General features: G+C 40.3%; 11 protein-coding genes. 4 read left to right on the top strand and 7 right to left on the bottom strand.

From position 1 onward, the window contains the following. Positions 1-177 precede the first annotated feature (177 nt). Positions 178-552 (bottom strand): DUF3244 domain-containing protein, encoded by a 375-nt coding sequence (locus ACYRYG_RS05810; protein ID WP_293421997.1) that lies wholly within the window; start codon positions 550-552, stop codon positions 178-180. 159 nt (positions 553-711) lie between these two features. Then, entirely contained in the window at positions 712-2,433 is a 1,722-nt protein-coding gene (locus tag ACYRYG_RS05805) for a tetratricopeptide repeat protein (protein WP_460197822.1), read from the bottom strand. 1,090 nt (positions 2,434-3,523) lie between these two features. Between ACYRYG_RS05805 and ACYRYG_RS05800 the strand changes: the two genes are divergently transcribed. The 4 genes from ACYRYG_RS05800 (at position 3,524) to ACYRYG_RS05785 (ending at position 7,649) form a co-directional block, all read left to right on the top strand. Further along, positions 3,524-4,321 carry a type II restriction endonuclease gene (locus tag ACYRYG_RS05800; protein WP_293418865.1) on the top strand — a complete coding sequence of 266 codons (798 nt, stop codon included), beginning with the start codon at positions 3,524-3,526 and terminating at the stop codon, positions 4,319-4,321. 111 nt (positions 4,322-4,432) lie between these two features. After that, positions 4,433-5,377, top strand: coding sequence for a DNA adenine methylase (locus tag ACYRYG_RS05795; RefSeq protein WP_293418868.1), 945 nt, complete (start codon positions 4,433-4,435; stop codon positions 5,375-5,377). Beyond that, the gene (locus ACYRYG_RS05790) at positions 5,377-6,567 is read left to right on the top strand and encodes a DNA-methyltransferase (protein WP_293425448.1); all 1,191 of its coding nucleotides are present in this window, start codon (positions 5,377-5,379) and stop codon (positions 6,565-6,567) included. The genes ACYRYG_RS05795 and ACYRYG_RS05790 overlap by 1 nt, the downstream gene beginning before the upstream one ends. A gap of 305 nt (positions 6,568-6,872) precedes the next feature. Further along, entirely contained in the window at positions 6,873-7,649 is a 777-nt protein-coding gene (locus ACYRYG_RS05785; protein WP_293432975.1) for a hypothetical protein, read from the top strand. Positions 7,650-7,753: 104 nt separating this feature from the next. Here ACYRYG_RS05785 and glmM read toward each other — a convergent pair whose 3' ends face one another. From glmM to tamL, 5 genes are all read right to left on the bottom strand, one after another. Beyond that, positions 7,754-9,145, bottom strand: coding sequence for a phosphoglucosamine mutase (glmM, locus tag ACYRYG_RS05780; protein WP_460197821.1), 1,392 nt, complete (start codon positions 9,143-9,145; stop codon positions 7,754-7,756). Between the two features lie 21 nt (positions 9,146-9,166). Then, complete coding sequence (locus tag ACYRYG_RS05775) at positions 9,167-9,841, bottom strand: DUF4827 domain-containing protein (RefSeq protein WP_293418880.1); 675 nt, start codon at positions 9,839-9,841, stop codon at positions 9,167-9,169. Between the two features lie 193 nt (positions 9,842-10,034). Next, positions 10,035-11,069 carry a DHH family phosphoesterase gene (locus ACYRYG_RS05770; protein ID WP_460197820.1) on the bottom strand — a complete coding sequence of 345 codons (1,035 nt, stop codon included), beginning with the start codon at positions 11,067-11,069 and terminating at the stop codon, positions 10,035-10,037. Positions 11,070-11,134: 65 nt separating this feature from the next. Further along, positions 11,135-12,046, bottom strand: a complete 912-nt coding sequence (locus ACYRYG_RS05765) for a glycosyltransferase family protein (RefSeq protein ID WP_293418886.1) — start codon at positions 12,044-12,046, stop codon at positions 11,135-11,137. 196 nt (positions 12,047-12,242) lie between these two features. Further along, positions 12,243-14,618, bottom strand: a complete 2,376-nt coding sequence (tamL, locus tag ACYRYG_RS05760) for a translocation and assembly module lipoprotein TamL (RefSeq protein ID WP_293418889.1) — start codon at positions 14,616-14,618, stop codon at positions 12,243-12,245. Positions 14,619-14,628 lie beyond the last annotated feature (10 nt).

Below are 14,628 nucleotides of genomic sequence, written 5' to 3'. Positions count from 1 at the left end.
GTCAGCTGTTACCATTGAAAACATCACAGTAAATGTAATGGCTAACATATTTAGCATAATTTTTTTATTTATCGTGGACAATTTGAGAGAATCACAGCAAACTCATTTAACAGTTCACCGGAAGTTTCATTAGATTCTAATTATTTACCAAACATTGTTTAATTTATGAACTACTGTCTACTCTTTATCAAAATACCCATACAATCGTCTTGACCGTTGGCTGATGATAATCACATAGCTTCCGGGGGACAGGCTGGCTATCGGGACATAATTGTCTGCCGCACGGAGTGTAGTCTCCGTATGATACAGCGGGGTTCCCTGTGCATCAAGTATGGTGATGCTGATGTCCGGAAGTATTTCTGAAGAATATATCCTTATGAAATCACGGGATACGGATATATCAGGAACGGTATGTATACCTACACTCGACCGCGTACCTGGAATGGTCCAACCTTTAGGATTAGTCACGGCAGGATAATAGGTCTCTTCACCGGCATTTGCGGTTGAAAGACTCAGAAAACTAAAAAGTAAAATCAATAAAACATTTCTCATTATTCAGTCAATTTTTGTTTATGAGATTATTCTCACCACAAAAATAGACTAAATTATCATACCCCGGAGGATTTTTTAGTTCACAAAGGTTCACAAGTAGACAAAAACCACTTCACAAAGGTTCACAAAAGGATTTTTTGACGTAAAAAACAGAAAAAGTCACAAATTACGAATAAATTCATCCAATTGTAATGCTGTACCCTTTTTGTTAAATAGTTTGGAGTATAAACGGACTCTCGCCATACTCAGCCTATTCAGCTCATAGCCCATATAGACGGCTATCGTTTTCAACGAGATATCTGCTTTGAGCAGGATGCAGATTCTGATGTCATTTTCACTTATACTATGGCTTGCTCTTCTGATCTTGTCAATACAATTACCAAATGCCTGGTTTTCCCCCGATTCCAGTGCGAGGTAATCAGCATCAGTGGGATGGAAATTGTGACTATGAAATGATCTGTAAATTTCAGAGCCCTTGAACTCCCGGATACGCAAACCTCTCAATTTATGTTCAGACTTGATCTTGCTGTTTTCACTGATCAGTTTTTCCTTTTCTGTCTGAAGCATTGACTTCCGGGTATCACTAATCTGCATATTCAAGGAAGAGATCTCTTTCTCCAGTTCATGGATTCTCTTCTCATTCTTAGCTATGATGCTTCTGCTTTCGGACTGAAGTTCAGAAACCAACTGCCGCATTTTCTCCTGCTGGATTCTACTTTTTGCCTTTCTGGCTTTCACATAATAGATACCAAGGAACGCAAAGACGACAAAACACAAGATCAACAGAAATATCACATTATTCCTCATTTTTGTAGCATGGCTCAGTTGTCTCTCATGTTCCAGTTTGTGCCCGAGCACCTTGATCAGATTCTGATTCTGCCGGATCGTATTCATGTTAAGAGAATCGACACAATTCATACTTTGATACAGATAAGCATTGGCTTCAGTCTGATGTCCCTGCTTTGTGCTGATAGCGAATAATTTCAGCGAGGCTTCAAGACAGATCGGTATATTGTCCCGATTCAGACTTTTCCTATAATAAACTGCCGCTGAATCCGTCTTCCCTGTTTCATAATAATATTCTGCCAGACAAGCATGATCATAAACGGAATCCTCATCATAATAAGATACGTCAAGAGCCTGCTTGGCCTTCTTGTAATCCTTCAGATCCATGTAATTATAAGCAAGTTCGGCCATAACGACTTTGAATATCCGGCCGTTTCCTGTTCCTTTTGCCAGCCGGGCCGATTGCCGGAAATAGGAAAGCCCCTTCTCCTCTTCATTCATAGCAGACAGACAGCGGCCGATGTCACGCAGAAGATAAATCTCAATGGTAACATTTCCTGTCTTTCTGGAAAAGCAATAAGAACGGAGGAAATAGCCGTACGCTTTCTTGTACATCCTCTGATACATCAGTGTCTGGCCGATCCAGTTGCTTGCCCGTGCCCGTACCGTGTAAGTGAGACTGTCATCGTGCCCTTCCATATACAAGGCCTTCTTATAGGAATCAATGGCATCCCCTGTGAACTGCATATCGCTGTATACCCTGCCTAAAAGATAGTAAGCCTTCATCCTTTGCAACAGGGTTCCATGATGGTCGAAATAATCCGTCACAACAAGCATTGTGGAATCAGAAGTATGTGTGATATAGCATTTGTCCTCCGCCTCGGTTTTCATCAGTTCATAGCGCATCTGCACACTTTTGCTTCCATCCCTGACACTGTCTTTCAGACCTGCCAACAGGCTCAGTGCACTGTCCGGGCGGTTTTCCATCAACCGGTCTGCCGCATCAAGTTTCGTCATAAGTTTTGTATTGCGCCCACAAGAAGCGAGAGCAATTATAGCTATAGACATAGAAATGATGAGCAGATGTTTTTTCATTATCAATCACAAAGTATATACAAAGATAATAATTTTTAGTTTAATCCTATACGCTATATCGTATTTATTGTTTAAAAACACTTTTTTTACCGAAATTCATAACAGCCAGCCTCAATTCATAAATAGAGTGTAATTAAGGCTTGTATGGTGTACAAAAGTCCGGTCATAGCCCACACTCGTTGAATCCAGCATATTCTGCCCATTCTTATTAAAGACTTTGATATAACATTGGATTGAGATCATAGATCACATCTGATCCTTTTTCATCGCAAGAAATCAGCAAGATAATACTAAGTAGAACCAGTAACATTAATTTCTTTATCCCTCATCTTATATCTCGCAAGAAACTTACGAAGTTAACTAGATATTCTTTACTCCAGAGTACTTTTCTCTTCACAAAAGTTCACATACAAGTGACGGATACTTCCAAAAGTGTCTATTATAAATGCCCCACAAAAGTCAAGCAATAAACTTTCGTGGGGCTGATTACTCTTGGCTGAATCAGCAAAATAAATAAGCCAGAGAAACCTCAAACACTTGATTCTTATATCACATTACTCCAGTTGTTTTCTCCATCCTGCTTATCCAGAATCCAGTCCTTCAAAGGACCATATTATAGTCAGATGGTACTGGAGACATCAATTCTTTTTTATTATTAAGACGCACTTTCACTGAAAAACCCCTATATTAAATGAAAGATTTTCTTATGGTTTAAATATGTTAGTAGCACTAGCAAAACAAAATTTCTTCAATAAAACTTATACATTTCTTATTATTTTTCTAATTCACGATAAGTTCTCAAAGAAAAGTATTATATTTGCTAAAGGTAAATTAAAATCACATGCAAAGTCATAAAGATTTAAATCGATAAAGTTCTGAACAGAAAAAGTGAAGTAAAGAACAGGTATCGAGCCTTTTGACAAAGACATAGTAATTATCAGCAATAAAAAATACGAATTTTTCGCAATCAGCAAAGGAAATGACCTTACTAAAAGATTACAAGACTTCTCAGTATTACTATATATAGTTATCCCATCAAAAAGTAATGATAGACAATAAGATTTCGTATAATCATTCATGATATTACAATATGACGAAAGAAGAATTTTTGAATCTCCTTACAAAAGAAGTACAAGGTTATAAAAATTTCCTTGAAACGACAAATAATGAGTGGATAGTCAAGGGATTTATTGATGTAAATAAAAATGTCTATACCATAACAAATGACACAAAAGTAGTATCAAAAATCATTGAAATATTACTTATTCCAAAATTAGATAAATTTGCCAAAGTTCATGAACTAGAACTTGAACTTCCGTCAAAACAAAACTTTTATCCAGACCTAACATTTAAAGATAAAGATGGACATTTGTTCGCTGTCGATTTCAAATCCAGTTATTATGATAGTGAAAATATTAATGGATTAACTTTAGGCTCATATTGGGGGTATTTCAGAGAACGAGACACAGTGAAAAGTATGGACCATACCTACAATTCTTACAGTTCTCATACTATTTTAGGAATGTTATATAAAAAAAATGCCAAGTATGTCAACGAACGAAATATCTATGACGTTGATGATCTCGGAATCATCCACTCTGTAATTGAAAATTTCATCTTCTTTGTACAACCAAAATGGAAGATAGCAAACGACATCCCGGGAAGTGGCAATACTCGTAATATCGGTGGTATTACGAATATACAGAAGTTACTGAACGGAGAAGGGCCATTTTCAACTTTAGGAGAAGACGTATTTAATGATTATTGGCAAGGATATTTCAACAAAGTCGATGCCCGAACAGCTGGAATCGGCATCCCACATTATAGTAATCTCAAAACATATAAGCAATATCTTGAGAATCAAAAAACACTATTAAGTAAATTATAAAGTAAAGCTCGTGATATATCTTAATCCCATAAATAAAGGCAGGTTAATTATATATTTAGATATACTTTGCTAATTTTATATATTAAAATCATTTAGCAATACTATAAGGAAATGCTGAACAACTGCAAAAAACCAAATAATGGCATAATAGTACCTCCAATAAAATCACAAGGTATCAAGACAAAACTTGTACCTTGGATAAATGACATTATATATCACTCTGGATTAGATTTACCTCATACAAACTGGATTGAACCTTTCTTTGGTACAGGTGTAGTTGGTTTAAACGCTCCAGTCGGAGGAAATCGATATGTTGGAGACAGTAATCCATATATCATTAATTTCTATAATGGTCTCTTAACCAGTGAAATAAACTCCAATAACATGCGCCAATATCTTGAAAAAGAAGGTAAACTGCTCTCCAACGCAGAAGAAGAAGGATATGCCTATTATCGTAAAGTAAAGGATCGCTTCAATGCCAAGCATAGTCCTTTCGATTTCATATTCCTATCACGAGCGGGCTTTAATGGAATGATGCGCTTCAATCGCCATGGGGAATGGAACATTCCGTTCTGTAAAAAGCCCAATAGATTTGCTCCAGCCTACATCACTAAGATATGTAACCAGATCGCTGCTACACAAAGGATTATTAACAAGTATCACTGGGAATTTTATAATCAAAATTTCATAGATACTATTCATCATGCCCAAGCAGGTGATTTAATTTATTGTGACCCTCCATATTTCGGAAGATACGTAGATTATTACAATGGCTGGACGGAAAATGATGAAGAAGCCTTATATTGCGCTTTGCGCAATACTCCTGCGCATTTCATTCTATCTACTTGGCATCATAACGAATTTCGGACTAATGAAATGATGAGTCGTTACTGGAATAATTTCAATGTAAAAGTCAAAGAACATTTCTATCATAGTGGTGGTCATTTAGAAAATCGTCATATAATGATTGAGGCATTAGTATTCAATTTTGATTTACAGACTGAATCACTAGCCACTCAACAACAAAAGGAAATGGTTTTTAACTTTAATATGTAATGGGATACTACTTCTCGACACAAAATAAAGATTTCACATTGCTACATGGCAATACGATGGGACTGATTAATCATATAAATCAGAAAGTTGATATGATATTTGCAGATCCACCATATTTTTTGTCAAAAGGTATTTCAACTTGCATTAATGGAACATGGAAAAGCTTTGAAAAAGGAGAATGGGACAGAATTAAAAGTCAAGAAGAAATTAATGAGTTCAATCGGAAATGGCTCTCTGCTTGTCGAAAAATATTAAAGGAAAATGCTACTATTTTCGTTACTGGAACGTATCATAATATTTTTTCTGTAGCATCCTGCATGATTGAATTAGGATATAAAATTCTTAATATTATTGTCTGGCAAAAATCAGATGCAAAACCGACCTTATCAAGAAATTATTTCAGCTTTACTACAGAATATATTGTCTGGGCAAGAAAAAATGAACGTGGACACCACTTCTTTAATTGTGATCTCATGGAACAATTAAATGGAGGTACAAGAATGACAGATGTTTGGAGAATCCCCTTTCTTTCTTCATGGGAACTCAAATGTGGCAAACATCCTACACAAAAGCCTCTCCGGCTGCTCTATCGCATTATTTTAGCCTCAACTCATGAAGGTGATATGATATTTGATCCTTTTGCAGGAAGTTGTACCACAGGCATTGCAGCAAACCTTCTAGGTAGAAGATTTATCGGTATTGATCAAAGTAAAGAATATCTGGATTACGGAATCCGAAGGAAGCAAGAAATTGAAAATCCAATTATGGCTAAGACAATTCTAAAAAAAATGTCTGAAAATCCCGAGGAAGTTATGGTAATAGTCAATCATGCTAGAAGGGAATTAAAAGCAAAGATGATCGAAAAGGGTATTTGTTATCTCCGTGCAGGAGATTCTAAAGGTTCTCTTCTTGTAACTCCAGGATTTGAACGGATGAAATACGTATTACTCCACACCGGTGGCGAGGATGCTCAATTGTTCAAACTAAGGACAAAAGGCTCATTTCAAATTTGGACAAAAGAGTCGTTGGAAGAATTAGGATTTAAACCAACTCATGCACCTTATTATATAGTACTTCATTTTGATGGTACTCAACCCATTACCTTTAAGCATAGCCCCATTCTGAAAGAACACTTAAACACATACAGGGCCAAAATTAGGCCACTAAGCGATTTCATCGGAATAAAGTAAAACTTAAATCATGGAGTAATAATAACCGGTCAACAGTCTTTGACACAATTTAGTTATGCGCCTTCTTTCCATCGCCTTTTTACTTATTATATCCCTGAGATATGTTAATTGCTAACCTAGAGAAGTAATTTTTTATCAAACAAGAATATTTCTAATGATAAGAGTACAGGTTCTGCTTATTAGTCTCTTCCTATAAAAGTTACAGTTAACAAAAAATTCTCCTCAATTCTAAATAATTATTATAACTTTGCATAGGGGTTTTCTGTCTTTTGACAGTCATCAGAATAGAGAAATACTAATAGAATATGAGGAAAGCACAACTGAAATGGATTTTAGTAACAGGGGTTGTTTTCCTGTTTCCTTTCGATATTTATGCTCAGGATATCCGGACACAAATTTTCAAACCTCAGTCCCAAGAGGCAGAAAGACAGACTAATCATCCTGACTATCTGAAGACGAGCCCTACACCTATGGACCTTCATCTGATCAAACAGACAGGGACGGCCGTTTCTGTTGATTCTCTATGGGAAGAATATCCATCTGTTTTTCTGCAAGGAACACGTCCTGTCTATATCTATCCTATTGCGAATAAACTCCCCCTGACAATATCCATGCAGGAGCATCAAGTAGAATTACTGATGAAATATCGCATCGCAACTACTGAATTTCCGCTTTGGAGAACAAGAAAATTTTTACTGAGAGGAGGCACGCATTTCGGTGATCTTCATTTCAAGCATGAACTACCCATCAACGTCTACTCTCTGTATCTTTCAGGGACATATCGCTTTTCTCCTCATTTCGTCTTAGGTGAGAATATAGAAACAGGAAGATTCTCCAATCTTTCTTCCTTTTTCGTATGGAATCAATTCAGCAGTTATACCTTTCTCCTTAACCCAAACAATTCTATACAAACAACGCTGGAAACAACAACTACAAATACCGGATATAAAGATATTTCCGGAACTGCCATACTGAAACATCAAGGAGAGGGCATCAATGCTGAAGGCGGAATTATCATTGGCAAGAATCTGACGAATCACCATACAACTATTCTTCCGACAGGAGTCATCCACTTTCATTAAACAAACGACTCTGAAAAACAACAATATGGGAGAAAACGCATCAGGCAGGCCATCTAATCGGATAGCCTGCCTGAATTTCTGCAAGATTCATTCTCCCGATGCTGTTACAGCATCTGTTCGACCTCTTGCATAATCTGCTTGCCGATAGCATCAGCTTTCTCTTTCGATTTAGCTTCACTATAGACACGGATAATCGGCTCTGTATTACTCTTACGCAGATGAACCCAGCAATCCGAAAAATCGAGTTTGACACCATCTATTGTTGTCACCTGGACATCTTTCCGAGAATGATACTGATCCTTTACCTTCTCGAGGATAGCATTGATATCCGTAGTAAGTTTCAAGTCAATCCGGTTCTTAGCCATGAAATAGTTCGGGAAAGTAGCCCGGAGTTCACTAACCTTGCATCCCTTCTGAGCCAGACTGCTTAAGAACAAAGCTATTCCCACAAGAGCATCACGACCATAATGACAGGCCGGATAGATCACCCCGCCATTTCCTTCTCCACCAATGACAGCACCGACCTCTTTCATCTTCGTCGTCACATTCACTTCGCCAACGGCTGCAGCATAATAGGTACAGCCATGCCGTTCCGTAACATCCCGCAAAGCACGGGTAGAACTCAGATTGCTGACCGTAGAGCCCTTGACATGATCCAATATATAATCGGCCACCGTGACCAGCGTATATTCTTCACCATACATTTTCCCGTCTTCCTGAATGAAAGCCAGACGGTCAACATCAGGATCCACGACGATGCCCAGATCATAGCCTCCTTTTGAGACAGCCTCCATGATACCGCCAAGATTCTTCTCCAGAGGTTCCGGATTATGTGCAAAATTACCATTAGGTATACCATTCAGGAAGCGTGCTTCCACGCCAAGAGCTTTCAAAAGATCTGGAAGGATAATACCGCCGACAGAGTTAATGGTGTCCACGATCACCTTAAAATGAGCATTCCTGATAGCCTCAACATCAACCAAATCCAGAGCTAATACTGCATCAATATGTCGCTTGTTAAAGGTCATATCATCAGTATAACTCCCTAAATGATCTACATCAGCATATTCAAAATTCTCTTTGGAAGCTATATCCAACACCTCGTTTCCATCCTCCTTAGTGAGGAATTCCCCATCTCTATTCAGCAGTTTCAAGGCATTCCAATGCCGTGGATTATGACTGGCAGTGATGATGATGCCCCCTGCAGCCCCACTCATCCGGACAGCCAGTTCAGTGGTAGGAGTGGTAGCCAGACCGATATTCAGGACATCATAACCCATTCCCATAAGTGTTCCACAAACTACATTCTTGACCATCAGGCCGGAGATGCGGGCATCCCGTCCGACGACGATCTTCCTCGCAGAAGTTTTTTCACCCTTCCGGATGAAAGTAGCATAAGCAGAAACAAACTTTACAATGTCGAGTGGGTTCAAGGTATCCCCCGCATGCCCTCCGATCGTACCTCGGATTCCTGAAATAGATTTTATTAACGTCATAATATCTTTCCTAAAAAACCTTTATCTTCCTCTCATATAAGTAATGTCATAAAAACAAGCATATACACTACTTGATGCATACGATTGCCCTTCTGCTGAAGGAACAATAAGACGTACATGAGCGACACGCCCATCACGCCCGAGATTAATGTATGACAATGGAACCAGCCAACCACTTGGAACAGCCGTGCTGCTGTAAGCGCTGTACATCAAACTTGTTTTACTATCGAAGGAAGCCGTAAAAGTACCACTATTGTCTGTCACCGATAGCTTTTCCGGCTGACCTCCATTTGTTGAAATAGGATATTCGTCAGTCAATTGAGCCGAATCCAATACCAAAGGATCTGTAATCTTGAACTTCGCCTGATCGTTCAGATTATATTCTGCAAAACGGCAAAGAACATCAATGGTCTGCCCCTTTTGAATAGGTGTACCGTCTCCCCGGTCCAGGATCTGCATATAAACACCTGTGCTGCTGAACAACACCCACTGATTATGCGTTGAATCACAGAGCGTCACCGTATCCTTCTTGAATTCATCCTCCGAGATCACCTGAATCCCGTTGGTTATGATAAAAGTATTAATATTATGGCGTTCTGTCTTTCTTTCATTGGCATAAGTCTCATCACTACTACATGCCGAGAAGGTCAAGACTGCTACCAGGAATGTTAATGCTACGACGATTAATTTATTCATTTTCAGATTATTCATTGAATTTCTTTCCCGCCGATTTTATCCAGAGATTGCCGAAGCTCATATTACTTAAAGTTTTTATGCAACTGTATCATCATTGGTCTGCTCAAGACCTGCGCTTCAGGAGCTGATGCGCTCACTCCTCCTAACTTCGCAAGCTATACCAGAATCATTTTGCAAAAATACGAAAAAGATTTTACTGTAACAAGCCCGCATAAGCTTTTATGGCTTTTCTTACGACTTTTTCAGCTTCCTCTATCGTACAGAAAAGTTTGCCGCCACTGGCGTTAGGATGCCCCCCGCCATTAAAAAAATCATGAGACATCTGATCACACGGGAAATTATCTACAGAACGAAGACTTACCCATACCAGATTATCCTGATCCGTATCTTCCCGCAGAGAAACGGACAGTTTTATTTTCTTGATCCGTAAAGGTTCATTGACAAGGCCTTCCGCATCTCCTTTAATGTAATGGAAACTGCGGAGTTCTTTCCGGGTAATCGTATAATAAGAAGCATGCAGATCGTCAAAGACATTCAGCTTCTGATACAGGATATATCCTCGCAGACGAACTGCCCAGGAACTATAGTTATTGAAGACATTACGATAGATCTTGTCCTTGTCAATATGCTTTGTCAGGAGCTGGCTGATGATGAAATAGATGCCGGGATCATTACTATTATAAGTAAATCCTCCCGTATCCGTCATCATCCCACAATAGACCGGGACAGCAAAATGCTGTGTCATCGCCTCAAATCCTCCTAATTGCCATACAATACGGAAGACCAGTTCACAGGTAGAACTTGCGCCGATACGTGACAGAATGAGCGCACCCTCAAGTCCAGGACTGGGATGATGGTCAATGATCACCTTCTTAGCCTTACAGTTCTGCAAGAGAGGCGTCATGTCATCCACGCGGGTCTCTTCACTGAAATCAAGATAAAACACTAAATCAGCAACGGAGAAAAGCGTTCTGACCTCATCAGGACGCTTGTCGTACCGCATAATCTTTTCATTATTCGGCAACCAATGCAGAAAATCGGGATAGGCATCAGGCATCACAACGGTAGGAGCCTTACCCAGGTAACGCAAATATTCGGCCCACCCAAGACTGGCGCCGACAGCATCTCCATCCGGCGACTTATGTCCGATGAGAATAATATGTGAAGAAGTTGCTATCCACTCTTTCAGGGTAGCAGCTTCTTGTTCTGTTAAGGTATTAATATCCATAAATGGGCTTTCCTCTACCGGCCATCTGGCCGAATAGACAATAGTTGTTTTCTCGTAAGTCCTGATTAAAAGAGTTGATTAGGATAAACTCCATCATCAACCAGTTTCTGGATCTTTGCCACGACACTCGGACGGTCAGCGGAATAAGTTACGCCAAACCATTTGCTCGTTGTATCCAGTACTTTTACAGTGGCTGTACCATCATTGATCAGTTTATTGACCATCAGAGGAATGAAGAATTCAGCCTTCGGATTTTTCTGAGTTTCAGGATCTCTCAGGAAATCCTTGAAATAATCAGCGCTATAGTCGAAATAATCAGGAGTAAATCCCCATACGTTCATACTCACAGGTGTATTGTCGGAAACCGCGATCCAGTTGCCCTTTTCATCTTTATAGCAGACCTTATCCTGACGACGGATAATCTCCGTACGCTCCACAACCGTTGTCAGATCGCCTTTATCATCTGTAGAGCAGATGCCACGAGCCACGGTTCCATTCTCGCTCAGAGTGTTGCCCACCCTGAAGCCAACCATTGCATAGCGGTTTCTGGAGCCTTCAGGAAGTTCGGAAAGGAATTTGCCGATGACCTTGAAACAGTCGCGATTATAAAAATCATCACAGTTGATCACGGCAAAAGGTTCCTTGATGATGTCGCGAGCCATCATGACGGCATGGTTAGTACCCCACGGTTTGGTACGACCAGCTGGTACAGAGAACCCCTCTGGCAGAGCTTCCAGACTCTGGAAACAGAGTTCTACGGGGACATGTCCTTCATATTTAGACAGGATTTTGTTACGGAACTGATCCTCGAAATCTTTTCGGATAACAAAGACGATCTTCCCGAATCCCGACTGGATAGCATCGTAAATTGAATAGTCCATGATGGTCTCACCGTTAGGTCCCATCCCGTCAAGTTGTTTCAGGCCGCCATAACGGCTGCCCATTCCTGCTGCAAGGAGCAATAATGTTGGTTTCATAGTGACAAAAAAATTATTATGTATAACTTTAACTATGCAAATTTAATAAAAAGAACGGAGACAATGACTGCTGCTTTGTTGTTTTTTTATCCCATTAATAATTTTTGTCTCTTGATAGAATACTGGCAAAGGACAAAGGACCATCCCCAGAACACACTCCCGCCCTCCGAAAGCAGAAGTCCGGATAACCGGTCATTCAGAAGGGATAGCCTACAGCCAGATGAATGCTCTGTGCATCCTTGAAATGAGGGATATTGTAAAAACCGCTCTTGCCGGTATAATATGGTACATGAAGGCCCACGCCCCAATCCAGGCGGATGACAAACATGCCCATATCATAACGGATGCCCACTCCAGTACCTACAGCCAACTGTTTGAAGAAATTGCCAAATTCAAATTCCCCTCCTGGCTGACGGTCATTTTCCTTGAGATTCCATACATTCCCTGCATCCATGAAAAGTGCTCCATAAAGATTTCCCAAAAGCCGGGGACGATACTCCAAATTAGCCAGGAATTTGACATTACCAGTCTGGTCAATATAGGAATACCGGGAATCCTGGGGGACGAATTTACCGGGGCCTATACTTCTCACATTAAAAGCCCGTACACTATTAGCTCCCCCTACATAGAACTGTTCATAATAAGGGATTTCGGTAGCATTGCCATAAGCACAGGCTACACCACCGGCAAGATGCCCCACAAGAGTAGAATAACCAGAAAATCTCCAGTATTTCACCAGATCCGTCTCTACCTTCAGAAACTGTGCATAAGGATTCTTGAACATCTTCTTGTTTTTCTCACTCCACTTCTGCCCTGCCGCCAAATATCCCAATGAAAGTATGTTCCCAGCCTCACTCACAGTCGTCGACCAGGTAATCGGGCTCAGATAAGAGGGCTTACTGGTATACGTATAAGTAAAGCTCATCTTAGGAACCATCTGATCGCGCATGGAGATCTGGAGGTAGGGATTATAACTCAAGAGAGAATCAAACTTAGCCGTCCTGCTATTCATATATTCATAAGAAATAGAGATCGGTGTAAAGGAGAAATGGGACTGTACGGTCGGCATCCAGTCATAAGTCAATTCTCCGGAAACGACATGACGCCTGAAATAACCCGCTCTGTTCAGGATATTCATGGAAGCCTTTATCGTTGTTGTCGGGGTCTGCACGTAAGATGTCTGAGAATGATGATGGCGGTGGCGTCCCGTGGCAAAATAGCGGAAGAAACTTTGGGGGGTCAGAAGTTGTGGCATGACGATGGATACATCGCCTCCATATTCGTATGAATTGACTCCCGAAGAGCTGCCTTCATTCTTATGCCCTGTCTGCCACTCATACGATCCATGAAGGTTCATGTTCAGTTTCTCACCTCCTCGTAAAGCATTGCGTTTCGTAAACCCCAGGACCAGTTCCGGTCCCATAAGGCCCGTGGTCTTTCCTTTTCCGTTTGCTTCTACATAGAAGTCGTATGGCTTGTCAAAGAGCATATCCATATTCATATCCAGAGTATCACAACTGGCAGACGTATCACGGGGAGTAAAAGTCATGGAAGAATTACTAAACAGTCCTGTGCTTTGGAAATATTTATTTGTCTGGTATTCTGCATCTGCATTATAGAGATGCCCACTCTGTAATTTCAATCCTTTAGAAAGGACACTCGTGCGAAGAGGTGAATGTTTTCCGTTGAAATGAGCAATGAAATTACGGTGCTTCCTGACGTTCTGGAGGCTGTCCCGGAACTGCTTGCGAAGGTTAATATTGATATTGCCGATATACCACTGCTTTTTTGTCTTCTCCTCCAGACTGTCAGATAAGACAAAGCGTAATTGCACTCTTCCTTTATTATGAAGTGTATCAGCTACATAAGAGGCCAGATTACTCTGGTAATAGTAATATCCACGGTTTCGGAACAGACGGGATATGCGCTCTCGTTCGGCCTCCAGATCAGGAACATTGAAAGGATCACCTTTCTTGATGACAGCCTCAGAGATATGGTTTCTCAGCAAACTGTCAGAAAGGGCTGAGAAACCTATATATCGTAAAGAATCTATTGTCCACAGATGTCCCATGTCAACAGTATAATCCAATTTTGCCACCTTGGGATTGCGCATCGTCTTCACTTTATACATAACTTTCCCGTCAAAATAGCCGAATTTTCTTAACTGGTTCTCTGCCACCTGGATCCGGAGCTGAGGATTCACATTACTCATCAACTTGGGTACAGATCCCAAGGTTCTGGCAAGCCACTGCCCCACCACATTATTACTTCGGGCAAAGTCATTCCATAGCCAAAGTCTTATCGGAAAAGGCGTACGATAATAACTGCTTCCTAATAAGGAACCGGTAGGTGCTGATGCCAATATCGATTCCATCTCATTCTGTGTCTCAGCAGTATACTTGCTCCTATCCGAATTCTTATATTCTATTTTATCCAATCCTGCAAAGAGTTGTTCTCCTTGAGGTATAGCGGATGTAGTAGAACATGCACACACCAGGAGGCTCCATAGTATTCCAGCTATGAACCCCAAAATTGTTCTGTATTTTCTGCCTCTGTATCCTCTTCTATTCATCTCTTCATAA

This window comes from Segatella asaccharophila, from assembly GCF_054687055.1.
This window is presented reverse-complemented; position numbering and strand designations above follow the sequence as displayed.

What these genes read in the sequence shown, in the direction of transcription:
- ACYRYG_RS05805 (WP_460197822.1), bottom strand. Translation starts at nt 2,433, where the DNA reads ATGAAAAAACATCTGCTCATCATTTCTATGTCTATAGCTATAATTGCT.
- ACYRYG_RS05785 (WP_293432975.1), top strand. Translation starts at nt 6,873, where the DNA reads ATGAGGAAAGCACAACTGAAATGGATTTTAGTAACAGGGGTTGTTTTC.
- ACYRYG_RS05770 (WP_460197820.1), bottom strand. Translation starts at nt 11,069, where the DNA reads ATGGATATTAATACCTTAACAGAACAAGAAGCTGCTACCCTGAAAGAG.
- tamL (WP_293418889.1), bottom strand. Translation starts at nt 14,618, where the DNA reads ATGAATAGAAGAGGATACAGAGGCAGAAAATACAGAACAATTTTGGGG.
- ACYRYG_RS05775 (WP_293418880.1), bottom strand. Translation starts at nt 9,841, where the DNA reads ATGAATAAATTAATCGTCGTAGCATTAACATTCCTGGTAGCAGTCTTG.
- ACYRYG_RS05795 (WP_293418868.1), top strand. Translation starts at nt 4,433, where the DNA reads ATGCTGAACAACTGCAAAAAACCAAATAATGGCATAATAGTACCTCCA.
- ACYRYG_RS05765 (WP_293418886.1), bottom strand. Translation starts at nt 12,046, where the DNA reads ATGAAACCAACATTATTGCTCCTTGCAGCAGGAATGGGCAGCCGTTAT.
- glmM (WP_460197821.1), bottom strand. Translation starts at nt 9,145, where the DNA reads ATGACGTTAATAAAATCTATTTCAGGAATCCGAGGTACGATCGGAGGG.
- ACYRYG_RS05810 (WP_293421997.1), bottom strand. Translation starts at nt 552, where the DNA reads ATGAGAAATGTTTTATTGATTTTACTTTTTAGTTTTCTGAGTCTTTCA.
- ACYRYG_RS05800 (WP_293418865.1), top strand. Translation starts at nt 3,524, where the DNA reads ATGACGAAAGAAGAATTTTTGAATCTCCTTACAAAAGAAGTACAAGGT.
- ACYRYG_RS05790 (WP_293425448.1), top strand. Translation starts at nt 5,377, where the DNA reads ATGGGATACTACTTCTCGACACAAAATAAAGATTTCACATTGCTACAT.